Here is a 21469-nt window from a genome sequence, read left to right as displayed (position 1 = left end):
CGTTTACTGGCTGATGCCTGCCTGCTCGGCAACCTCCTGCCAGCGTGCCAAGTCATCGATGACAAACTGCTTGAACTCTTCACCTTCGACCTGCCCCGGTTGGGCGCCCAACTGCTCTGCAAAGTCGAGGAATTCCTGACGCTCCATGACCTCGTCCAGTGCCGCTTTCAAGGTGTCATAACCCTCTTCGGGGAACGAGTTATGCGCAATCAAACCAAACCAGGCGGTCGTCACGAACTGATCCAGGTTGTATTCGCCGATTTCAGAAAGCGTGGGTACGTCCGGTAGGTACGGAGAACGCTCCTCGGAGGTAACAGCAAGCGCGCGCAAATCGCCCGATTTGATATGCGAGTAGACCGTCGGCATGTTCTCGAAGGAAACGTCGACATCGCCGCCCAGCAAGGCGGGGAGCGATGCACCGCTGCCTGCGAAAGGCACGGCGGTCATTTTAGATCCCGTCAGCGTTTTGAACAGCTCACCGGACATGTGGATGGAGCTGCCTACACCGCTGTGGCTGAAGGCCATGTCCTGATCCTGGGCGGCCTCGATGAACTCGATGACCGAGTGATAGGGACTGTCCGCCGGCACCACCATGACGTTGGGAATGTCGATAACATTCTGAATGAAGGTGAAATCTTCGACAGGGTCATAAGACAGGTTGGGATAAATAGCGGCACCAATCGTATGCCCCGGAGAGGCCATCAATAGTGTATGATCGGCATCACGGCCGCCGCGCGCCAAACGGCCAGTACCGACCGTTGAACCAGCGCCGGGACGATTCTCGACGATGACGTTGGCGTCCAGTTCATCGCTCAGCAGATCAGCGACACGGCGGGACAGTACATCGGTGGTTCCGCCCGGCGCGTAGGGTACGACGAGCCTAACATCCTTCGTTGGCCAGTCAGCGACAGCAGCGGTCGAAAAGGAGGCGGAAATCAGCATGGCACTGCCGCAGGCAGCCCAGGAACTGACGGTTAAAAACTTTTTCATCATGGTCTTCTTCCTATGCGTAACTGCCGAGGTGTTCGCTATTCGTACATATATTCGCATTCCATACAAATAGGGTACTGCGTTACTCTACTGCTAAAAAACACAACTTTAGTAGCAGCTTGCCAAGCATACTGAGAAGACCGCTTGGCTCCGGCAAGCATTAACTATTCAAAAAAGAAGACAGCCCTGCTTTGAATGTATGACCTAACACTACTCGAGCGGCTCGTAAGGCAAACCGACATAGTTCTCGGCGATCGTCTTGAGCCCTGCCTCGGAGCTTGTGACGTAATCCAGCTCGGCGAGCCGTAGTCGGCTGTCAAAACTGTCTTCGTCGTTGAAATTGTGCAGCATGGTGGTCATCCACCAGGAGAAGCGCTCAGCCTTCCAGATCCGTTTCAGGCAGGTCGGTGAGTAGCGCTCGATCAAATCCGTGCGGCCTTCCTGGTAGACCTTCACCATCAGCCGGTAGAGCGTATTCACATCGCTGGCGGCGAGATTGAGCCCCTTGGCGCCGGTGGGCGGGACGATGTGCGCCGCATCGCCGACCAAAAACAGTTTGCCGAACTGCATGGGCTCCACCACGAAGCTTCGAAGCGGCGCGATACTCTTCTCGATGGAAGGCCCGGTCACGAGCTGGCTGGCCACCTCATCGGGCAGGCGGCGCTTGAGCTCTTCCCAAAAGCGCTCATCGGACCAGTCCTCCACTTTTTCATCCAGCGGCACCTGCAGGTAGTAGCGGCTGCGGGTAGCGGAGCGCATGCTGCACAAACTAAAGCCACGCGCGTGGCGGGCGTAGATCAGCTCGTCGGACACCGGTGGCGTGTCGGATAAAAGCCCCAGCCAGCCAAAGGGATAAACCTTTTCGAACTCAGTGAGGCGATCACCGGGAATGCTCTGGCGCGAGACGCCGTGGTAGCCGTCGCAGCCGGCCACGTAGTCACAGTCGAGCCGTAGGGTGTCGCCGTTATGCTCGAAGGTGAGATAAGGCGCGTCGCTTTCCAGATCGAAGAGCTGAACGTTGTCCGCCTCATAGAACGTGGTAGCCCCGGCGGCGTCGCGAGCCGCCATCAAATCGCGCGTTACCTCGGTCTGACCGTAAACCATCACCCGACTGCCGCCAGTCAACTCGTCCAGCGCCACGCGCACGCGGCGGTTGTCGAAAGCCAACTCGAAGCCGTCGTGGGGCAGACCCTCTTCATCCATGCGCCGGTCGACGCCGGCTTCACGCAGAAGGTCCACCGTGCCCTGCTCCAGCACCCCTGCGCGGATACGGCTCAGCACGTACTCGCCGCTGCGCCGCTCGAGGATCACGTTGTCGATTCCCTGGCGCTGCAACAGCTGCCCCAGCAGTAGACCGGACGGCCCGGCACCGATAATCGCCACCTGTGTTTTCATCGAAGGTTCTCCCCAAGCGTGTTCTATACGATCTGTTCCACACGATCTATAAGTTGTATTTTTGATCGAAAGAAGCGCTGGGATAAGGCAGGATATCGCCTATTATCTGGATTTTTGGCGTATAAATGATCGACTTTAGTCAAATGCGCCAGGAGCACTCGATGTCACAGCCTTCCATCGTTCCTGTATTCAAGCTTTACGGCGAAACAAGTCGCTGGCCCACGCCGGATCTTTTGCACTGCGAATCGATTCCTGAGCGTAGCCGGCTGCACGACTGGCGTATTCGCCCGCACCGCCATACCGATCTGGTTCACGTACTGTTGGTCACGCAGGGCAGCGTGGATCTGGAGCTGGAGGGAGCCCACCACTATCAGCGGGATGCGGGGGTCATCGTGGTACCGGCCATGACGATTCACGGATTCTGTTTTTCGCCGGACGTGGCGGGGTACATCGTGACGCTGGCTCAACCGCTGGCGGACCATCTGGGAGTCGCGCTGGACGATGGCCGAGCGCTCAAGCAGCCAGGGTTTTACACCCTTGAAACCGCCGCCAATAGAGCGCAGATCGTGACACTCGTCGAGCAGATCGACCGTGAGTATCGCCACCCGGCGCCGGGACGGCGACAGCTTTTGGAGGTGCTGGCCCAGGCACTGGCCATCGAGCTCGAACGTCTGGTACTGCCGCGCAAACCCGCGCCCCGGCGTTTAGCGCCCAAACCGCGCGAAAAGGGCCGCCAGCACCTTGAACAGTTCCACGCGCTAATCGAGCAGCGCTTCAAGGAGCAGCCCGGCATCGAGGCGCTGGCCGGCGAGCTTGGCCTCAGCCGCGCGCACCTCAACCTTTTGTGCCGCCAGCAGGAGGGCCTGAGCGCCCTGCAGATACTCCACGAGCGGGTGCTGCTGGAGGCCAAGCGCCAGCTCACCTATACCAACATGACCATCGCCGAGATCGCCGATGGCCTTGGTTTCTCCGAGCCGTCCTACTTCACCCGGTTCTTCAAACGCAATACATCGTTGGCCCCGCGCGCGTTTCGACAGCGCCAATTTTCAGAGCGCGCAGAGTAGTGCCATAATTCAGGGATTGCGATCTCCCACGATACCCTATGGGTACTCACCCGGTAGCTTAAGGCTTGCGTATGTATAAAAAATTACAGCGATTCTTTTTTTTAAAACGGCCTGGCTGGTACCTGCTCAACCGCGCGCCGATGAACCCGGTGCTGAATCTGCACGGCTTGACGCCCATGCCCCACCTGGATGACAAGAGCAGCAGCCGCTTTTTTCTGCAGGAGAAGACCGGCACGCTGTTCAAGCTCGTGCACGATAAATACTCACCCCGCGAGGATTTCTGGCGCTGGCTGGGACGCGACATCATTTCCAAGCGCTTGACCGGCTCCTATGACGCTCACAAGGAGTACCAGAGCCGGCGTATTTTGAAAAAGCTGGGCCAGCGCACTGTTAACGTGCGCTGCTACGGCGTAGCGCTCAACTTCTTGAACCCGCTGGGCTCGCTCTATGCCATGGAGCACATGAGCCGGTGTCAGGCGGGAAGCGACTACTATGCCGACCTCGATGACACCAGCCGCGCCCGCTTCATCGATACCTTGGCCTTCCAGGTGGCGGCGCTGGCCGAGGCGGGCTACTACCACCGCGACCTGCATCTGGACAACCTGATGATCGACGAAAGCGGTCAGTTGATTTGGATCGACACTCACGTGAAGGCGCTGCCCTCGTCGCGGGAAAAGCGCCAGGCGCTGTTCGACAACATGCTGACCAACAGCCGCATCGAAGAGCCCGCCGACCGGGCCCGACTCAAGGACCACCTCGCGCCGTATTTTTCCAGCGCCAACGAGGCCCCGAGCCAGTCAGGATGAGAGCAGATAAGGCTAGAGCAAAAAGAACGTGCTCAGCACCGGGAAAATGATCAGCAGCGCCAGCCGAACGAAGTCCGACACGATGAACGGCGCCACGCCCTTGAAGATCTCGCCCAGCCCCACGTGCGGCGCCATGGCCTTGATGACGAACACGTTCATGCCCACCGGCGGGGTGATCAGGCCAAGCTCCACCGTCAGCACCGTGATGATCCCGAACCAGACCGGATCGATGCCCAGCGCCTGGATGATCGGATACACCACCGGCACGGTGATCACCAGCATGGCGATCGAGTCCATGAACATGCCGAGCACGAAGTAGAGCAGAAGGATGCACAGCACCACCGCGATGGGCGCCAGGTCCATGCCATATAGAAAATCGCTGATGGAAAACGAGATCCGCGAGACCGAGATGAAGTAGCCCAGCGTCTCGGCGCCGACCAGCATGAAAAACACCACCGACGACAGCGCCAGCGTCTCCTGCAGGCTGCGCCAGAGACCGGCTCCGCGCATGCCCTTGTAAAGCGCGTAGAGAAGTGTGGCGAACGCCCCGACGCTGGCGCCTTCCGTGGGGGTGAACAGGCCGAAATAGATCCCCAGAATCATCACCAGAAAAACGGCGAAGAACGGTATCAGCCCGGATATCGAGGAAAACTTCGCCCGCCAGGACGTCCGCTCGCCGGCCACGGCCAGGTCCGGGCGCAGGCGCATGACGACCGTTACCGTCAGCGCGTACATGACCAGCCCCATCAGGCCCGGAATCAGCCCCGCCATGAACATGTCGCCGACCGACTGCTCGGTCAAGATGGCGTAGATCAACAGCGCAATACTCGGCGGAATCATGATACCGAGCGTGCCGCCGGCGGCCAGCGCCCCGGTGGCCAGGCCCCGGTTGTAGCCGTAGCGCTCCATTTCCGGCAGCGCCACGCGGGTCATGGTGCTGGCGGTGGCCAAAGACGAGCCGGAAATCGCCGAGAACACCCCGCAGGAGCCGACTGCGGCAATGGCAAGCCCCCCTTTCCAGCCGCCGCAGATCGTGCGCGTGGCGTCAAAAAGCTTGCCTGCCATGCCCGAGTGCGCCGCCAGCACGCCCATTAAAATGAACATGGGCACGGCGCTGAAGCTGTAGTTCGACAGCACCTCGATGGGCACGGTCTTGAGCTGCGCGATGGCGGCGCCCCAACTGATGATCTGCGCAAAACCGCCCACACCGATGATCAGCATGGTCAGCGCGACGGGCACTCTGAGCACCATCAGTACCAGGAGCAGGCCAAGCCCCAGGGCTCCAATCATTTCACTCCCCATCGGCCACCTCCACGTCGGCACCAAAGAGCGCACAGAGCAGCGCGTGCAGGGCGCTACGAATGCCAAGCAGCAGGCTCATGGCCGCCGCCGCGTAGTAAATGGGCCCCATGGGTAGGCGCAAATCCTGGGTCACCTCACCGTGACGCGAGGCCGCCGCCGCCGAATCCAGAAGCCCGGTAAACAGCACCAGACCCAACGCGGCAAAGCCCAGCAGATAGACGCCGTGAAGGCGGTTTTTCATCCACTGGGGCAGGCGGTGCGAAAACGCCTCGACCACCACTTGGCTTTTCTCGACGTTGGCCGCCATGGCCGCGAGCAGCGAACACAGCATGAGATAGCTCACAAGCTCGACGCTTCCGCTCACGCGTAGCGCGAAGGCGCCGTCGGTCAAGCGATAGAGATAGCGGGTGCTGACATCGGCGATGGTCACCATCAGAAGCGCTACCAGCGCTACACCGGCGACCACGCGACAACAAAAGGCCAGCCAGTGGCTAGCCTTTTCCAGAGAACGCTGCATCGGTTACTCCTGGGCGCTTTCGCAAGCTGCGCTGGCCGTCAGCGCGGCTTGATAAACATCGCGTGCCTGATCGAGGCCCCGCTCTTCGAGCTGGCTCAGGTAGGTTTCGATACCTTCCTCCAGCGGGCCCTGCCAGTCCGGGTCCTCGAGCGGATTTTCGATTTCGCGAATCGTGTGCCCGGCGTCGACCGCTTCCTGCTTGCCTTCGACATCCAGACGATCGAAAACCTCGCCAGCCTTCTCGGCCCACTTCATACCGGAGTTGTCGTCGATCACCGCCTGCTGCTCCGGCGTCAAACGATCATAGGCGCGCTGGTTCATGGTGGCGACGAAGACCAGCGTGTAAAACGGCACCTCGGTGTGGTAGCTCACCAGCTCGTTGATGCTAAAGCTGCCAAGCCCCTCCCAGGGAAAGCTCAAGCCGTCGATGACGCCGCGCTGCATGGAGGTATAGATATCCGGCGCTGGCATACCCACCGGGCTTGCCCCCATGTTTTCGAGCATTTCGCCCGCTACGGCGGTCGGGCGGCGAATGCGAAGCCCTTCGAGGTCCGCCGGGGTCTGCACGTCGGTATCGATGGTATGGATACCGCCAGGACCTGTGGTAAACATGAACAACGGCCGGGTGTCCTCGTACTCGCTATCGAGATGGCCTTCGTCATACAGGGTCTGCAGTACGCAGGCGCCCTGGGTCGCCGAATTCGCCACGCCCGGAAGCTCGACGATTTGGGAAAGCGGGAAGCGTCCGGCGGTGTAGCCTTGGGCCGTCGCGCCGATATCGGTAATGCCGTTAGCCGCCGCTTCGTAGATGGAGTCCGGCTTGGCGAGCGTACCCGACGGGAACATCTGTACGTTCAAATCGCCATTGGACTCTTCGGCGATGGTATCGGCCCAGGCTTGCAGAATATCTTCGTTGACGGCGGAAGCGCCCGGCCAGAAGTGCGCCATACGAAGCGTGGTGGCCGCCTGGGCGGAAGCAATGGAGAGACCAGCGATGGTGGCGGCGAGCGCACACCGAGCGAAAACTGCTTTCATGAGGAGCTCCCGTTCTGTTGGTAGAACACGCTTGTTCGCATAACGAATATAAGTTCGTTTTATGGAAATACCATAATCCACTTGCCTATCGAGCACCAATCGACCTTGGTCCAGGGTATCTACGTTGATGGGCATCTTTCGAGACGCTCATAAAAGAATGACTGCTAGTGCTGGCTTCCTAAAAATGCCTGGTAGCGAATACCAATCAAGGCGTGCTCGCGCATCAACATTTCAACTCGCGCGCCTTCGCCACTATCGAGTGCTTGAAAGATGAGTTCGTGGTGCAACTGAGCCAGTTGCAGCTTTCTGAACTCGCCGACTCGATCTTCGTCATCGATTACGATGGACGCTGCGGCAGCGAAAGGCAGATGGTCGTTGCGCGCGATGGCGTCGCCAATCACGGCGCTGCCAGCAGAACTGACGATCAAATCATGAAAACGGTAGTTGAGCTCGATCCAGCGCTCGACATCATCGTCCTCCAAATGTCCCTTTTCAAGCACACCCCGCCCCTTTTGGATCCAAAAAAGCAGATCCCGGCGAAGCTCGTCGGACACTCCTCGCTCGGCCACGCGCTTGGCCGCTAGCCCTTCCAGCGCGCCGCGCACTTCCACCGCGCAGTGAATATCGGCGTCGGTGAATTCGCGCACCATGTACCCACGTTTACCCGCACGCTTCAACAGCCCTTCCTGTTCGAGGCTTCTGAACGCCAGCCTGACCGGCGTTCTGGAGACGCCCAACCGCTCGGCAACCGCCTCTTCGCCCAGTCGCTCACCCTGGGGATAGAAGCCGTCCTCGATCAGCTTGCGCAATCGACTGGCGACGCTTTTATCGTTACTCCCCATTATTGCTCCTGTATCAATTGTTTATCCCCATGCACGAGGTCGGGTAAACCAAAAGTATAGGTTGACGAAGAAAACCATCACCCTCTTTACTTTGGATCCAATAACTAAAAATCAAAAAATACTCTAGAGGATCCTGCCGTGACTCGACACCACTCTCCCTACCCGATGAATACCTGGTACGTTGCCTGCACGCCTGACGAGCTGGAAGATAAACCGCTCGGGCGCACTATCTGCAACAAGCAGCTCGTATTCTTTCGCGGCGACGAAGGCCGCGTCGCCGCCATGGACGATTTCTGCCCCCACCGCGGCGCGCCGCTCTCTCTCGGGTTCGTGCGCGACGGCAAACTGGTGTGCGGCTACCACGGCCTGGAAATGAACTGTAGCGGCAAATGCGACAGCATGCCCGGCCAGCGCGTGCGCGGCTTTCCCAGCGTGCAATCCTACCCCGTCGAGGAGCGTTACGGCTTTATCTGGATCTGGCCCGGCGACCCAGACAAGGCGGACGCAAGTCTCATTCCGGTACTCGAGTGGGCAGAGAACCCGGAGTGGGCCTACGGCGGCGGACTCTATCATATTGGCTGCGAATACCGGCTGATGATCGATAACCTCATGGACCTGACCCACGAGACCTACGTTCACGCCTCCAGCATCGGCCAGCCCGAGATCGAGGAAGCCGCTCCCGACACCAAGGTGAATGGCGACGAAGTCGTGACCAGTCGCGAGATGGAGAACATTCCCGCCCCGCCGTTCTGGCAGGCGGCGCTGCGTGGCAATGGCCTGGCCGACGACGTGCCGGTGGACCGCTGGCAAATCTGCCGCTTCACGCCGCCAAGCCACGTACTGATCGAAGTGGGCGTTGCTCACGCCGGTAACGGCGGGGCCAACGCGCCGGCGGACAAGAAAGCCTCGAGCATCGTGGTCGACTTCATCACGCCGGAATCGGATACCTCGATCTGGTACTTCTGGGGCATGGCGCGCAACTTCAAACCCGAGGATCAGGCGTTGACCGACAAGATCCGCGAAGGCCAGGGCAAGATCTTCGAGGAAGACCTCGAGATGCTCGAGGCGCAGCAGCGTAACCTGCTCAAGTACCCGGACCGCCAGCTTCTGAAACTCAACATCGACGGCGGCGGCGTACAGGCGCGCCGGATCATCGACCGCATCCTGTCTGAAGAGCGCGAGGCCGCAAGCACGGAGGAGAGCGCATGACCCACACCGCCCCCTCGATGATCGTGGAGGTCAAGGCGCGCCACGTCGAGGCGCGCGATATCGTCACCTTCGAACTTGCCGACCCCCACGGCCGGGAGCTCCCGGCCTTCAGCGCCGGCGCGCATATCGATGTGCGCGTCAAGGAAGGGCTGGTGCGCCAGTACTCGCTTTGCAACCATTCAGACGATCGCGACCGTTACCTGATCGGCGTGCTGCGCGACGCCAACTCGCGCGGCGGCTCCTACGCCATGCACGATGAGCTCCAGGTCGGCGATCTGGTGCAGATCAGCGCGCCTAAAAACCACTTTCCGCTCAAGCCCGCCGAGCACACGCTGCTGCTGGCCGGCGGCATCGGCATCACGCCGCTTCTATGCATGGCCGAGCGTTTGGCGCATACCGACGGTGGGTTCGAGCTGCACTACTGCACCCGCTCCCAGGAGCGCACGGCGTTTTATCTGCGCCTGCAGGACTCGAGCTTCGCCGAACGCGTGCACTTTCACTTCGACGACGGCGACGCCAGCCAGCACCTGAACCTCGACGCGCTGCTCGGCGAGCCCAGCGCCGATACCCACGTTTACGTGTGCGGCCCCAAGGGCTTCATCGATGCAGTCATGACCACCTGCAAGGCCAGCGGCTGGCCGGAGGATCAGGTGCATACCGAGTACTTTAGCGGCGCCGATACCTCGAACGAGGACGACGGCAGCTTCGAGGTACGCATCGCCAGCAGCGGGGCAAGCTTTACCGTGCCTGCGGACAAGACCGTTCATCAGGTGCTGGCCGAAAACGGCATCGAGGTGATGGTCTCCTGCGAACAGGGCGTATGCGGCACCTGCCTGACCCGCGTGCTCGAAGGCGAGCCGGACCATCGCGATTTGTATCTCGAGGAGCACGAGCATGCAGCCAACGATCAGTTCACGCCGTGCTGTTCCCGTGCTAAAAGCAGCGTACTCGTATTGGACCTTTAAGTTCTCCCCCCTGATACTGCTCAAGAAGATAGAAGGATAACTATAATGAAAAAAATTCCGACGACCGTGACACGTGCCGCGCTGATGAGCGCGCTGGTTTTATTACCCGCCGCCGCTCAGGCCCAGACCACGCTGCGTCTGGCCCACGTCTGGCCCGGTGGGTCGATGGTTGACAGCGCGCTCTTCCAGGCCTGGGCGGACAGCGTCAGCGAGGCCTCCAACGGCGAGCTCGACGTGGAAGTTTTCCCCAGCCAAACGCTGGCCAAGTCAGCGCAGACCTACGACAGCACCGCCCGGGGCATTGCCGATATCGGCGCCTCAGCCCAAGGCTATACGTCCGGGCGCTTTCCGTTGACGCAAATTGTCGAGCTGCCCGGCGTCTCCTCGAGCGCCCGCGAAGGCGCCTGCATTCTGCAGTCGCTCTATGACCAGGGCTACCTGGACGACGAGTATGCCGATACCCGGCCGCTGTTTTTCTTCACCACCGGCCCGGGCTATTTGCACACCAAGGAGCGCCAGATCGAAAAACCCGAGGACCTGGCCGGGCTGCGACTGCGCCGGCCCACGTCGGTGGTCGGCGACATGATGGAGCGCCTGGGCGCCCAGGCCGTTGGCATGCCCGCGCCGGACGTCTTCACCGCCATGCAGCGCGGCGTCGTCGATGGCTTGAGCTTCAATTGGGAGGGGATGAAGACCTTCCGACTCAGCGAGCTGGCGAACTACCACACTGAAGTCCCGCTTTATGACCTGTCGCTGTTCGCGGTCATGAACCAGCGTAACTACGATGGCTTGCCGGAGGAACTTCGCCAAGTGATCGACGAGCACAGCGGCATGGAGTGGTCGATGCGCGCCGCCGAGGTCTACGACACGTTGATCAAGGAAGGCCGCCAGGAGGCCGTCGAAGCCGGCCACACCTTCGTCGAAATCGACGACGCGCTCAACGACCCCGATTGGGGCCCGGTGTTGCAGGAAACTATCGATCGTTACATCAGCGAGGTCGGTGGTAACGCCCAGGAGGTTTACGACACGGCCATGAGTCTCAAGGCTGAATGCGCGGTGAGCGACGCCTGACCCGCGATAAACATTGAAAAGACACGCGGTCCTTTAGGGCCGCCGGATACGAAAGCGCCGGGGCAGTGCCCCGGCGCTTTTTTTCGGCCCAACAAGATCAGAAGTCGAAAAAGACCGTCTCACCCGGGCCCTGCAAGCGAATGTCGAAACGGTATCGCACCACGCCATCGGCTTCTTCACGCTTGGCGATCAGCGTCTGGCGGCGGCTATCCGACTCGACGCGGGAGAGCACCGGACAGGCCGCGTTGGCCTCAACCTCATCATCGAAATAGAGCCTTGTCTGCAGGTGGATGTTCACGCCGCGAGCGAAGATCGACAGGTTGATGTGCGGCGCCATCGGCGCACCGTTTGGATGAAGTACCGCGCCGGGCTTGACGGTTTTCAGGCGCCATTCGCTTCCCTGATCCGCCGTCGTGGCGGTTCTGCCAAAGCTGTTAAAATCGTTACGTAAATCGTAATTTGATTGATAATAACCGTCGGCATCGGCCTGCCAGGCTTCCAAAAACGCGTCGCGAACCAGGTCATCGTTGCCGTCGATGACGGTGCCGATGATCTCGATGGATTCGCCCTTGGCATTGGGGCCCGCCATCTCGTTCCAGACCTCCTCGTCACGCTCCGGGTTACCGGCAGCGGCGGGGGCCAAACCGATATGCACGTAGGGCCCGGCGGTTTGCGAGGCGGTCTCGCGCAGCATCAGCTCGCTGGTCGGCTGGGTGTTAGGCTGTTTCATGTGTTTCTCCCCTGCCTTACTGGTTTTCGAAATAGGTTTGCAGCTCACCGCGCACCACGATATCGAAACGATACGCGAGGCAGTCCATCGGCCGGCTCTGGGCCATGTCCAGACGCCCGATCATGGTTTCCACGGCGTCCGGGTCTTTCAGGGTATGTACGATCGGACACAGGGGAATCAGCGGATCGCCCTCGAAATACATTTGGGTGATCAGGCGCGTTGAGATCGAAGGCCCCATGACGGAGACGTGGATATGTGCCGGGCGCCAGCTGTTCACATCGTTGGGCCAAGGGTAGGGGCCGGGCCTAATGGTACGGAAGCGATAAAAGCCCTGATCATCGGTCAAGCAACGCCCCACCCCGCCGAAGTTCGGATCCAGCGGCGCCAGGTAGGCGTCCTTCTTGTGGCGGTAGCGCCCGCCGGCGTTGGCCTGCCACATTTCGACCAGCGTATGCGGGATTGGCTTGCCGAACTGATCGACCACGCGGCCGTACATGATGATCCGCTCGCCTTGGGGCAGACCTTCGCCCTGGGTGAAGTTCATCAGCAGGTCGTTGTCAAAACGGCCCATGCGCAGGTGGCGAAAATCCGGACCGGTCAGCTCCGAGGCGGTAGGCTGCTGCAGACTCATCAGCGCCTGCTGCGGCGAGCGCGCCACCGATGTCTTGTAGCCAGGGGCGTAGGCCGGGGGATGCCAGTTGCGGTCACGGGTCACGAAGCGGTTATAGTCATGGGTCATGGGAGAGGCTCTTGATGGCGTTATGAGCACCGGCCAGGCGAGCGCCGGCAGGCCCCGAGTGTGGCGGGTTGCCGCACTTTTGCCAATTGAAGAGTCATGGCCGCCCATAACCCATGGGTTATGGGAATTACGACCTTGGTTGAATGCGCTCTGCCGCGACCTGGCGCAGCGTTTCGCAAAATACGTCGCGGCTCATCGAGGCCTCCATGCTCGCGTTGGTGCAGACCCCTACCGACCCGCCCTGGGACTCGAAGGGCAGCGCGACCTCGACGAGCTCGCCCCTTTCGAGCTCGCCGGCCACCGCCTCGCGCGGGGCGATCCACAGCGCGTCACTCTCCAGCGTGTAGCTATGGCTGACCGGCAGCGACAGCGTTTCAAGCAAAAGCGGTGGCAAGGTAATGGCGTGGCGCACGCAGAAGCTGTCCACCTGCTGGCGCAGCGTGGTCTGGGGCGGCGGTAGCGCCCAAGGGTAGTCGACGAGCTGGTCGGCGGCGACCGGTGCTACCCGGGCCAATGGATGATCGCGGCGGGCGACGATCACCAGCGGCTCATAGTAAAGATGCTCAAAGTAGAGATCGCCGATCTCCCGCGCCTCGGTCATTCGCCCCACCACCATATCCAGCTCGCCCAAGCGCAAACGCGACAGCAGATAGGCGCTGGCCCCGGTCACCACCGATACGCACACCTCCCCGACGCCCAGAGGCGGCGCGGCATGAAAGCGCTGAATTGCCAGCGGCAGCAAACGGCTTTCGACGGTGGAGAGCGCCCCCACCCGCAGCCAGCGCTTGCCGCGATGGCCGCTGCCGATCGCCCCCACGCCTTCATCGAGCGCGCGCAGAGCGGGCCCGGCGTGGCGCAAAAGCGTGAGCCCCGCCTGGGTGAGCGATATCCCTTGGGCGCCCCGTTCGAACAGCGGCGTCTCTAAAATCTCCTCGAGCTCGCGGATCGCCTTGGAGATCCCCGGCTGGCTGATCGAAAGCGCCTCGGCGGCGCGGGCGAAACTGCGTCGCTTGGCGACTTCGAGAAATGCCGTCAGGTGGCGCAGTTTGATACGGGCGTTCAGCATGGCGCTCTATCCGCGAAACGAAAGCACTACCTTCGCCGATTCATGCGCGCATGAAAACCGTGACGTTACTCGCCGCACTCGTCACGCAGGCTCAGCGCGCGCTCATAAACCTCGCGGGCGTTGTCCAATCCGCGCTCCTCCAGCCGTGCCAGATAGCGCTCGGTGCCCTCCTCCAGTGGGCCCGCCCACGCCGGGTCACTGAGAGGGTCCTCGACGGTATGGATCGTATCGCCCTGTTCCAGCGCCTCGTCGCGCCCCACCGCGTCCAAGTGGTGATACACCTCGCCGGCCACCTGCGACCACTCCATGCCGCTATGCTGATCGATCACCGCACGCGCCTCATCTGAGAGCGCTTCAAACGCATCGCGATTCATCACTGCCATGACCGCGCCGGAGTAGTAGGGTACTTCCAGGTGATAGTCGACTAGCTCGTTGATACCGAACACACGCATCGCTTCCCAGGGAAAGCTCAAGCCGTCCATCACGCCGCGCTGAAGCGAGGTGTAGATATCCGGCGCCGGCATGCCGATCGGGTCGGCCCCCAGGCTTGAGAGCATTTCTCCGGCGACGTCGCTTGGGCGGCGGATGCGTAGCCCCGCCAGATCCGACGGCGACTCGATCTCGGTGCTGCGCGTATGCAGGTATGCCGGGCCCGTGGTAAACAGGAATAACACCTTAACGTCTTCGTACTCACTGTCGATGAGCCCCTCGTCAAACATCGTTTGCAGGATACAGGAACCCTGAGTGGCGCTACTGGAGACGCCCGGCAGTTGCACGATCTCGGAGAGGGGAAAGCGCCCGGAGGTGTAGCCCTGCAGTGAGGCGGCGATGTCGGAAATGCCGTCGACCGCTCCCTGATAGGCGTGGTCCGGCTTGCTCAGCGTGCCAGAGGGAAATATCTGAACGTCGAGCTCGCCCTGGGAGGCCTCTTCGACGCTGTCGGCCCAGACCTCGAATATCTCCTTATGAACGGCGGAGGCCGACGGCCAGAAGTGAGACAGGCGCAGCGTTTCGCCGTGAGCGGTAAGCGATGCGGTGGCGGCCAACGTAACGATCAGGGCTTGTGAGATGGCGCGTTTCATGAGGTCATCCTCTTATTGTCATTGTAAAGCAATGGTGATTATCGAGTGTGTTGCGACACTGTATTGACGCCCATTCAGGTCTGAAGTGTAGGCACCTCGATCAGTAGTGGGGCTTCCATCCCAAGGCCCTTCATCAGCGCGGCCTCCAGGCGCTCCCGATTGGTGGCGCACACGGCTTCCACGCCGTAGCCTTCTGCCAGCGCGCAGAAGTCGATGTCGGGCACGTCGAGTCCCGGCGCATCCTCCACCTGCATGTGCTTGGCAAACCCTCGCAAGGCACCATAGGTGCCGTTCTTGAGGATGATAAAGATCACCGGAACGCGGTACTGGGCGGCACTCCAAAGTGCGGTGATGGCGTAGTTGGCCGAGCCGTCGCCGACGAGCCCGATCACCTGACGCTCGGGGCAGGCGAGCTGGGCTCCCACCGCTGCCGGCAAACCGAAGCCGAGCCCGCCGGCGGCGGGAAAGAAGTAGCTGCCGGGATGACGCATCTCGACCCGCTCCCAGAAGATTTCCACCGTCGAGGTGGCCTCCTTGACGTAGATGGCATCCTTTGGCGCCAGCGCGTTCACGGCCTCGAATACGTTGGCCGGCGCCATGCGGCCCTTTTCATCCTGTACCGCGCCGGGTGTCGGTAGCGCTACGGGCATCGCGCGGCTGCTTGTCTCGAGATGCGGCAAGAGTGCCTCGAGCATCGCGTGCACACCGCCTACGTAGGCCTCCCCCACTGGCGCTCGGGCGGCTTCGTCCGCATCGGAGGTAACGTGTATAAGGCGGGCCCCATCCGGTAGGTAATGCCCTGGCGCGTACTTGTGATAGCGAAATACCGGCGCGCCTACAACGACGATCAAATCATGACCGTCGAGCTGCTCACTGATCCCGGCAATGGCCGCGGGCAGCACGCCGCGAAAGCAGGGATGACGATTGGGGAACGGACAGCGCGAGGCAGATGGCGCCACCCACACCGGCATTTTCAGGCGCTCGGCAAACGCGATGGCAAGCGCATTGGCCTGCTCGGCGTCCACCTCGGGGCCAAGTACCAGCACCGGGTTGTTCGCTGACTGAAGGCGCAGGGCCAACTGCTCGACCTGCGCCACCTGCGGCGCGCCGGTATGATGCACCTCACGCTCCAGCAGGTGGAGGGCATCATCGCCGGCCTCACGCTGCCAGTCATCGTGGGGAATCGAAACGTAAACCGGCCCCCGGGGCCGGGCATTCGCGCTGTGGATCGCTTGGCTCAACGCTCGAGGAGTATCTTCCGCGCAGGCCGGTTCATAGCTCCACTTGACCAGCGGCCGTGGAAGTTGCGGCGCATCGACGTTGGCGAGCATCGACTCCACGCCGATCATCGAACGCGCCTGCTGTCCGGCGGTGAGCACCAGTGGCGAGTGGGAGTACCAGGCGTTGGTCAGCGCCCCCATGGCGTTGCCGGTCCCCGCCGCAGCATGCAAATTGACGAAGGCAGGCTTGCCGCTTGCCAGTGCGTAGCCATCTGCCATGCCCGCTACCACGCCCTCGTGCAGACCCAGGATGTACTCAAAATCCGCCGGCATATCCTTGAGAAACGGCAGCTCGTTGGACCCCGGATTACCGAAAATGTTGGTGATCCCTTGACGACGCAAGAGTTCATAGGTAATCGCGTGAACGCTGGGCATTGTCTGCTCCTGATTGAATTTGTTTCATTCACGCTAACGGGCTTATCTATAATCAATCAAATCAATATTATTTCTTATAAAAATAGATGAGGCTTATAGAAAATGGCGCAGGTCGATTTGAATCTGATGCGCACCTTGGTGATGCTCTATGAAACCGGCAGCGTGACCCAGGCCGCCGAGCAGCTTCACGTTACCCAGCCGTCGATCAGCTACGCCTTGAATCGGCTCCGCGACCTGTTCGACGACCGGCTGTTCGTGCGCACCGCCCGGGGAATGGAGCCCACCACTGTGGCGCGTCAGCTCTATCCGTCGCTGAAAGAAGCCTTGCGACAGATCAACGACACCATCGACGGCAGCCGTCACTTTACGCCCGAGCGCTGCAAGCTCCGTTTTCGCTTGGCGCTGACCGACCTGGGTGAGATGTCACTGCTGCCTGCCATTTTGAAATCCTTCTACGCTCAGGCACCCCAGGCTGAGCTCGAGGTCGTACCACTGGAGATCGATAAGGCGCGAGAGTGGCTGACGACCGGGAAGGTCAACGCGGTGATCTGTAGCCGGACGCTCGGCGGCGCTGGCATCGACAAGCACGTGCTACTCGAAGACCGCTATGTCTGCCTGCTCGACCAGCAAGGCAGCCCAGCCGACGACTTCAGCCTCGAGCGATTCATTCATGGTAGGCACGTATCGATCGCCTCCTCATCGGGCCACGGCCTGGTCGAGGAGGTGCTGACGCAGCGTGGCATCGAGCGCAAGGTGAGCCTGTCGCTTTCGCACTTCTCGGTGCTTCCTCAGGTTCTTCAGGGCAGCGACCTCATCGCGATCCTGCCGCTGCAGATCGCCGCACGTTTCGCGGATGCCAGGCTCAAGGTCCACGAACTCCCCTTCGCGGTGCCAGGCTTCGACGTGGCGCTACACTGGCACGCCCAGCCCCGCAGCGCGGCGCCACAGCGATGGTTCTGCGCGACCGTGATCGACGCCGTCACCGCCGTGCAGCGAGCGTAGAGCGTAGCCTTGGCGCGGTGTGGCCCAAAAAAAACGGCGCACCAGGCGCCGCTTTCGGGGTCATCAATCAAGGTGGGCCAAGCTGCCGATCTCAGATGGGATAGTGGCGCGGGCCGGTCTGAAGCGTCATCCAGCGCAGGTCGGTGAACTCCTCGATCACCGCCTTGCCGCCGAACCGGCCATAACCGCTGTTTTTGACGCCGCCAAACGGCATCTGAGGCTCGTCATGTACCGTGGGCGCATTGATATGACAGATGCCGGTGACGATCTGGCCGGCCACGCGCAGCCCGCGGGCGCTATCACGAGTAAACACCGCGCCGGATAGGCCGTACTCGCTGTCGTTGGCGATGCGGATGGCCTCCTCTTCGCCCTTGACGCGCATCATCGCGGCCAGCGGACCAAAGGACTCCTCAGCGTAGAGGCGCATCGTCGAGGAGACGTTGTCAAGCAGCGTCGGCTGCATGATCACCCCGTCGGCCTTGCCACCACAGGCGAGCCGTGCGCCCTTACCAGTGGCATCGTCGATCAGCTCGTTGAGCTTGTCGCCGGCGGCCGATGAAATGAGCGTGCCCAGAGCATTACCCTCGTCGCGCGGGTTCCCGGCCAGCAGCGTTTTCGCTTTCGCCGCAAGCTTCTCGGCGAATTCGTCGGCGACCGTTTCATCAACAATCAAGCGCTCGGTGGACATGCAAATCTGCCCCTGATTGAAGAAGGCCCCGAAGGCCGCCGCATCGACCGCCGCATCGATGTCCGCATCGTCGAGCACCAGAAACGGCGCTTTTCCACCCAACTCCAGCAACACGGGCTTCAAATGTCTGGCGGCCTGCTCGGCGATAATCCGCCCGACGTGGGTGGAGCCGGTAAAGTTGACTCGCCGCACCGCTGGATGCTCGATCAGTGCGCTGACCACGGCCGCCGCCTGTGTCGGATCGTTGTGGATGACGTTGACCACACCGTCACCCAAGCCGGCGTCATGCAGCACCTCCCCAATCAGTGCGTGGGTGTTCGGGCACATCTCCGAGGCTTTCAGGATGACGCTATTACCACAGGCCAGCGGCCCGGCCAGCGCCCGGGTGCCGAGGATGATCGGCGCATTCCAGGGCGCGATGCCGACCACCACACCGCAGGGGACGCGCACACCCATCGCCATGCTGTTGGGCACGTTCGAGGGAATCACATCCCCCTGGATCTGCGTCGTCAGCGCCGCCGACTCGCGCAGTACGTCGGCCGCTACCATTACGTTGAATCCGGCCCAGCCTGGCGTCGCCCCGGTTTCATCCACCATGGCGTCGATAAACGCTTGCTGACGCGCCTCCATCAGGTCGGCGGCCTTGTTGAGTTTGGCACGCCGCTCGCCAGGGCCCGTTTTTGACCAGGCCGGGAACGCGCGCTCTGCCGCTTCCACGGCGCGCCCGGCGTCGGTCGGCGACGCCGCCGCCGTTCGAGAAACCGTCTCACCGCTGAGCGGATTACAGCGATCAAAGGTGGCGCCCTCTGAGGCAGGGCACGATTGCCCGTCGATTAAGAGCTGAACTGGGGTCATGGTATGGCTCCGGTGAATGCACGAGCGGGGTGCATGAATTGTTATTGGTGATGCGTCGTCATCCCGGCGATTATTCCCCCCAGCCCAGCTCCTTGGCCAGCGCAAAGGCGTGATTGGCGGCTGGGACGCCTGCATAGATGGCCACGTGCATCAGCACCTGGCGAAGCTCGGCCTCGCTCAAACCGATACGTTGAGCCGTTTTCAGGTGCAGCGTCAGCTCTTCACGGCCAAGCGCCGCCAAAATGCCGGTGGTGATCATGCTGCGTTCGCGCCGGGTGAGATCCTCGTTGCTCCAGAGCTCGCCCCAGGCCAGGCGCGTGATCATCTGCTGGAAGGGCGTATCCAGGCTGTTGGCGTTAGCGGTGGAGCGCCCGACGTGGGCCTCGCCCAGCACCTCTTTGCGCGTTTCAAGGCCGGTGGCATAGGCCACCCCGTCGTTGGCGACGTCGCCAAGCTCTCTGGCCATGGCGCCCAGGAGCGTCTCGGCAAAGCGCGCGGGGGCCTCGACCGATGGCACGTGGCCCACGCCGTCGAACACCTCGAGCGGCGCGCCGCCAAGCTCCTCGGAAAGCACTTCAAGGGTCGCGGGCGGGGTCGCGAGATCGTCGCTGCCGCCGAGCAGCTGCACCTTGACGCCTTTACTGGAGAGCTTCCCGGTGAAGGTATCGCGGCCCAGCATCTCGCAGAGCTGGGCGTAGGACTCATCGTCGCCGCGGCCCATCTGCACGCACCAGCCCGCTTTCAGCGCGGGGCTCGCCTCAAAGGCTTTGGGGCCGAACCAGCGCGGGACGATCTCCTCGGCCATGGCCTTGAGCCCTTCGTCACGCACCCGCGCGGCGCGGGTATTCCATAGCTCCGGGTTGCCGATGACCGCGCCAGTGTTGGTCAGCGTGGCCGACAGTAGCCGGTCGCCGTGCGCCTCGATCAGCCGCTGACCGATCACCCCGCCGATGGACGTGCCCACGAAGTGAAAACGTGCAGCACCAGCGATATCCGCCAGCGCCAGCGCCTCGTTGGCCAGATCAGCGGGCGTGACGCGTTCGCCACTTACCGCTTGGCTTGCGCCGTGGCCTGGCAGGTCCCAGGTCAGCACACGATAACGCGGCAGCAGCGCCGGAATGACGTCGTCCCATACCGCCTGGCTCATGCCCAGCGGATGTGCCAGCACCACCAGCGGGTTGGTCTGGGCGCCGAGCAGCCTATAGGCGACGCTGCGGCCGTTGAACTCCAGATAAGCCATGTAACCTCCGTTAAGCGCGTTCGATCAGCGTGGCGATGCCCTGGCCGACACCGACGCACATGGTGCACAGCGCGTAGCGCTTGCCGCTTTGCTGTAATTCATGGGCGGCGGTGAGCAACAGCCGCGCGCCGGACATGCCGAGCGGGTGGCCGAGCGCAATCGCACCGCCGTTGGGGTTGACCCGCGGGTCGTCGTCCGCAAGCCCTAAGTCGCGCATGCAGGCCAGGGCTTGAGCCGCGAAGGCTTCGTTGAACTCAAAGACATCAATGTCGTCGAGCGAAACGCCGGTGCGCTCCAGCAGCTTCTTGACCGCGGGCACCGGGCCGTAGCCCATGATGCGCGGCTCGACGCCGGCGGTGGCCATACCGATGATCTTCGCCATCGGCTCAAGACCGTGACGCTTCACCGCCTCGTCGCTTGCCACCAGCATGGCGGCGGCGCCGTCGTTGACACCGGAGGCGTTGCCGGCGGTGACACTGCCGCCGTCACGAAACGGCGTGGGAAGCCCGGCGAGCTTCTCGAGCGTCGTTTCCCGCGGATGCTCGTCGGTGTCGAATACCAGCGGCTCCTGCTTGCGCCGGGGGATCTCGATGGCGGTGATCTCGCGAGTAAAGCGCCCGGCCTTTTGCGCAGCGGCGGCTTTTTGCTGGGAGCGCAGCGCGAAGGCATCCTGATCTTCCCGAGAAATGTTGAACTGCTCGGCGACGTTTTCCGCCGTTTCCGGCATGGAGTCGATGCCGAAGGACTTTTTCATGATCGGATTGACGAAGCGCCAGCCGATGGTGGTGTCCTCGATTTTTTGGCCACGCGAGTAGGCGCTGTCGGCCTTGCCCATCACGTAAGGCGCGCGGGACATCGACTCCACGCCGCCGGCCAAGGCGAGCGCCATTTCGCCCGCCTTGATGGCGCGAAACGCGGTGCCCACGGCGTCCATGCCCGACCCGCACAGGCGGTTCATGGTGGTGCCGGGAACGCTGGTGGGAATGCCCGCTAAAAGCGACGACATGCGCGCCACGTTGCGGTTGTCTTCGCCGGCCTGGTTGGCGCAGCCCATGAAGACTTCCTCGATGGCCGCCGGATCGAGCTGTGGTGCCTCGGCAAGAACGGCCTTGAAAATCGTGGCGGCCATATCGTCCGGACGTACCGGGGCAAGTGTTCCGCCGAAGCGGCCGACCGCCGTGCGGCGGGGGTGACACAGATAGACATCGCTCATGTT

Annotated in this window: 20 protein-coding genes; 6 read left to right on the top strand and 14 right to left on the bottom strand. The window is 61.9% G+C overall.

Annotated features, from left to right (window positions below; genetic code table 11):
* Positions 1 to 3: 3 nt before the first annotated feature.
* Together MQW23_RS10535 and pobA are read right to left on the bottom strand one after the other, a co-directional pair.
* Positions 4 to 990, bottom strand: a complete 987-nt coding sequence (locus MQW23_RS10535) for a Bug family tripartite tricarboxylate transporter substrate binding protein (protein ID WP_396240045.1) — start codon at positions 988 to 990, stop codon at positions 4 to 6.
* 210 nt (positions 991 to 1200) lie between these two features.
* On the bottom strand, positions 1201 to 2385 hold the full coding sequence (gene pobA / locus MQW23_RS10530; protein WP_252108049.1) for a 4-hydroxybenzoate 3-monooxygenase: 1185 nt from the start codon (positions 2383 to 2385) through the stop codon (positions 1201 to 1203).
* Between the two features lie 161 nt (positions 2386 to 2546).
* Here pobA and MQW23_RS10525 point away from each other — a divergent pair, with 161 nt between their 5' ends.
* Both MQW23_RS10525 and MQW23_RS10520 read left to right on the top strand, forming a co-directional pair.
* Positions 2547 to 3449 carry a helix-turn-helix domain-containing protein gene (locus MQW23_RS10525; RefSeq protein ID WP_252108048.1) on the top strand — a complete coding sequence of 301 codons (903 nt, stop codon included), beginning with the start codon at positions 2547 to 2549 and terminating at the stop codon, positions 3447 to 3449.
* Between the two features lie 71 nt (positions 3450 to 3520).
* Positions 3521 to 4255, top strand: coding sequence for a serine/threonine-protein kinase (locus tag MQW23_RS10520; protein WP_252108047.1), 735 nt, complete (start codon positions 3521 to 3523; stop codon positions 4253 to 4255).
* Between the two features lie 12 nt (positions 4256 to 4267).
* Here MQW23_RS10520 and MQW23_RS10515 read toward each other — a convergent pair whose 3' ends face one another.
* From MQW23_RS10515 to MQW23_RS10500, 4 genes are all read right to left on the bottom strand, one after another.
* Positions 4268 to 5557 (bottom strand): TRAP transporter large permease, encoded by a 1290-nt coding sequence (locus tag MQW23_RS10515; RefSeq protein WP_252108046.1) that lies wholly within the window; start codon positions 5555 to 5557, stop codon positions 4268 to 4270.
* Positions 5547 to 6074, bottom strand: a complete 528-nt coding sequence (locus MQW23_RS10510) for a TRAP transporter small permease (RefSeq protein WP_252108045.1) — start codon at positions 6072 to 6074, stop codon at positions 5547 to 5549. Before MQW23_RS10510 ends, MQW23_RS10515 begins: the two co-directional genes overlap by 11 nt.
* A 3-nt stretch (positions 6075 to 6077) precedes the next feature.
* Positions 6078 to 7109 carry a TRAP transporter substrate-binding protein gene (locus MQW23_RS10505; RefSeq protein ID WP_252108044.1) on the bottom strand — a complete coding sequence of 344 codons (1032 nt, stop codon included), beginning with the start codon at positions 7107 to 7109 and terminating at the stop codon, positions 6078 to 6080.
* Between the two features lie 164 nt (positions 7110 to 7273).
* Positions 7274 to 7951, bottom strand: coding sequence for a GntR family transcriptional regulator (locus MQW23_RS10500; RefSeq protein ID WP_252108043.1), 678 nt, complete (start codon positions 7949 to 7951; stop codon positions 7274 to 7276).
* Positions 7952 to 8116: 165 nt separating this feature from the next.
* On the opposite strand from MQW23_RS10500, the gene MQW23_RS10495 reads away from it, so the two are divergent.
* The 3 genes from MQW23_RS10495 to MQW23_RS10485 are packed head-to-tail and all read left to right on the top strand — an operon-like array spanning position 8117 to position 11196.
* Positions 8117 to 9160, top strand: a complete 1044-nt coding sequence (locus MQW23_RS10495) for an aromatic ring-hydroxylating dioxygenase subunit alpha (RefSeq protein ID WP_252108478.1) — start codon at positions 8117 to 8119, stop codon at positions 9158 to 9160.
* Complete coding sequence (locus MQW23_RS10490; protein ID WP_252108042.1) at positions 9157 to 10125, top strand: PDR/VanB family oxidoreductase; 969 nt, start codon at positions 9157 to 9159, stop codon at positions 10123 to 10125. Before MQW23_RS10495 ends, MQW23_RS10490 begins: the two co-directional genes overlap by 4 nt.
* 45 nt (positions 10126 to 10170) lie before the next feature.
* Positions 10171 to 11196 (top strand): TRAP transporter substrate-binding protein, encoded by a 1026-nt coding sequence (locus MQW23_RS10485; RefSeq protein WP_252108041.1) that lies wholly within the window; start codon positions 10171 to 10173, stop codon positions 11194 to 11196.
* A 97-nt stretch (positions 11197 to 11293) separates the two neighbouring features.
* Here MQW23_RS10485 and pcaG read toward each other — a convergent pair whose 3' ends face one another.
* The 5 genes from pcaG to mdlC form a co-directional block, all read right to left on the bottom strand.
* Positions 11294 to 11926, bottom strand: a complete 633-nt coding sequence (gene pcaG, locus MQW23_RS10480; protein WP_252108040.1) for a protocatechuate 3,4-dioxygenase subunit alpha — start codon at positions 11924 to 11926, stop codon at positions 11294 to 11296.
* A gap of 16 nt (positions 11927 to 11942) precedes the next feature.
* Entirely contained in the window at positions 11943 to 12665 is a 723-nt protein-coding gene (pcaH, locus tag MQW23_RS10475; protein WP_252108039.1) for a protocatechuate 3,4-dioxygenase subunit beta, read from the bottom strand.
* Positions 12666 to 12792: 127 nt separating this feature from the next.
* Entirely contained in the window at positions 12793 to 13731 is a 939-nt protein-coding gene (gene pcaQ / locus MQW23_RS10470) for a pca operon transcription factor PcaQ (protein ID WP_252108038.1), read from the bottom strand.
* Between the two features lie 65 nt (positions 13732 to 13796).
* Positions 13797 to 14813: a TRAP transporter substrate-binding protein gene (locus MQW23_RS10465; protein WP_252108037.1), complete on the bottom strand. Its 1017-nt coding sequence runs from the start codon at positions 14811 to 14813 to the stop codon at positions 13797 to 13799.
* Positions 14814 to 14887: 74 nt separating this feature from the next.
* A complete protein-coding gene (mdlC, locus tag MQW23_RS10460) occupies positions 14888 to 16468 on the bottom strand; it encodes a benzoylformate decarboxylase (RefSeq protein WP_252108036.1) in 1581 nt (526 codons plus the stop codon).
* Positions 16469 to 16570: 102 nt separating this feature from the next.
* Between mdlC and MQW23_RS10455 the strand changes: the two genes are divergently transcribed.
* Positions 16571 to 17470, top strand: coding sequence for a LysR family transcriptional regulator (locus tag MQW23_RS10455; RefSeq protein ID WP_252108035.1), 900 nt, complete (start codon positions 16571 to 16573; stop codon positions 17468 to 17470).
* Positions 17471 to 17561: 91 nt separating this feature from the next.
* On the opposite strand, the gene MQW23_RS10450 is transcribed toward MQW23_RS10455, so the two are convergent.
* From MQW23_RS10450 to pcaF, 3 genes are all read right to left on the bottom strand, one after another.
* Positions 17562 to 19013: an aldehyde dehydrogenase gene (locus MQW23_RS10450; protein ID WP_252108034.1), complete on the bottom strand. Its 1452-nt coding sequence runs from the start codon at positions 19011 to 19013 to the stop codon at positions 17562 to 17564.
* A 70-nt stretch (positions 19014 to 19083) separates the two neighbouring features.
* Positions 19084 to 20253 carry a bifunctional 3-oxoadipate enol-lactonase/4-carboxymuconolactone decarboxylase PcaDC gene (gene pcaDC, locus MQW23_RS10445; RefSeq protein WP_252108033.1) on the bottom strand — a complete coding sequence of 390 codons (1170 nt, stop codon included), beginning with the start codon at positions 20251 to 20253 and terminating at the stop codon, positions 19084 to 19086.
* Positions 20254 to 20263: 10 nt separating this feature from the next.
* Positions 20264 to 21466, bottom strand: a complete 1203-nt coding sequence (gene pcaF / locus MQW23_RS10440; RefSeq protein WP_252108032.1) for a 3-oxoadipyl-CoA thiolase — start codon at positions 21464 to 21466, stop codon at positions 20264 to 20266.
* Positions 21467 to 21469 lie beyond the last annotated feature (3 nt).

The sequence above is a fragment of the Halomonas sp. S3-1-1 genome, from assembly GCF_023757625.1.
Taxonomy (GTDB): domain Bacteria; phylum Pseudomonadota; class Gammaproteobacteria; order Pseudomonadales; family Halomonadaceae; genus Vreelandella.
Note: the sequence above shows the minus strand (reverse complement) of the source record. Positions and strands in the feature narration are given on the sequence as shown.

Coding starts and splice junctions, on each gene's coding strand:
- MQW23_RS10525 (WP_252108048.1), top strand. CDS start 2,547: ATGTCACAGCCTTCCATCGTTCCTGTATTCAAGCTTTACGGCGAAACA.
- pcaQ (WP_252108038.1), bottom strand. CDS start 13,731: ATGCTGAACGCCCGTATCAAACTGCGCCACCTGACGGCATTTCTCGAA.
- MQW23_RS10510 (WP_252108045.1), bottom strand. CDS start 6,074: ATGCAGCGTTCTCTGGAAAAGGCTAGCCACTGGCTGGCCTTTTGTTGT.
- pcaDC (WP_252108033.1), bottom strand. CDS start 20,253: ATGGCTTATCTGGAGTTCAACGGCCGCAGCGTCGCCTATAGGCTGCTC.
- MQW23_RS10450 (WP_252108034.1), bottom strand. CDS start 19,013: ATGACCCCAGTTCAGCTCTTAATCGACGGGCAATCGTGCCCTGCCTCA.
- MQW23_RS10500 (WP_252108043.1), bottom strand. CDS start 7,951: ATGGGGAGTAACGATAAAAGCGTCGCCAGTCGATTGCGCAAGCTGATC.
- MQW23_RS10485 (WP_252108041.1), top strand. CDS start 10,171: ATGAAAAAAATTCCGACGACCGTGACACGTGCCGCGCTGATGAGCGCG.
- MQW23_RS10535 (WP_396240045.1), bottom strand. CDS start 990: ATGAAAAAGTTTTTAACCGTCAGTTCCTGGGCTGCCTGCGGCAGTGCC.
- pcaG (WP_252108040.1), bottom strand. CDS start 11,926: ATGAAACAGCCTAACACCCAGCCGACCAGCGAGCTGATGCTGCGCGAG.
- MQW23_RS10455 (WP_252108035.1), top strand. CDS start 16,571: ATGGCGCAGGTCGATTTGAATCTGATGCGCACCTTGGTGATGCTCTAT.
- pcaH (WP_252108039.1), bottom strand. CDS start 12,665: ATGACCCATGACTATAACCGCTTCGTGACCCGTGACCGCAACTGGCAT.
- pcaF (WP_252108032.1), bottom strand. CDS start 21,466: ATGAGCGATGTCTATCTGTGTCACCCCCGCCGCACGGCGGTCGGCCGC.
- MQW23_RS10520 (WP_252108047.1), top strand. CDS start 3,521: ATGTATAAAAAATTACAGCGATTCTTTTTTTTAAAACGGCCTGGCTGG.
- MQW23_RS10495 (WP_252108478.1), top strand. CDS start 8,117: ATGAATACCTGGTACGTTGCCTGCACGCCTGACGAGCTGGAAGATAAA.
- MQW23_RS10465 (WP_252108037.1), bottom strand. CDS start 14,813: ATGAAACGCGCCATCTCACAAGCCCTGATCGTTACGTTGGCCGCCACC.
- pobA (WP_252108049.1), bottom strand. CDS start 2,385: ATGAAAACACAGGTGGCGATTATCGGTGCCGGGCCGTCCGGTCTACTG.
- mdlC (WP_252108036.1), bottom strand. CDS start 16,468: ATGCCCAGCGTTCACGCGATTACCTATGAACTCTTGCGTCGTCAAGGG.
- MQW23_RS10505 (WP_252108044.1), bottom strand. CDS start 7,109: ATGAAAGCAGTTTTCGCTCGGTGTGCGCTCGCCGCCACCATCGCTGGT.
- MQW23_RS10515 (WP_252108046.1), bottom strand. CDS start 5,557: ATGGGGAGTGAAATGATTGGAGCCCTGGGGCTTGGCCTGCTCCTGGTA.
- MQW23_RS10490 (WP_252108042.1), top strand. CDS start 9,157: ATGACCCACACCGCCCCCTCGATGATCGTGGAGGTCAAGGCGCGCCAC.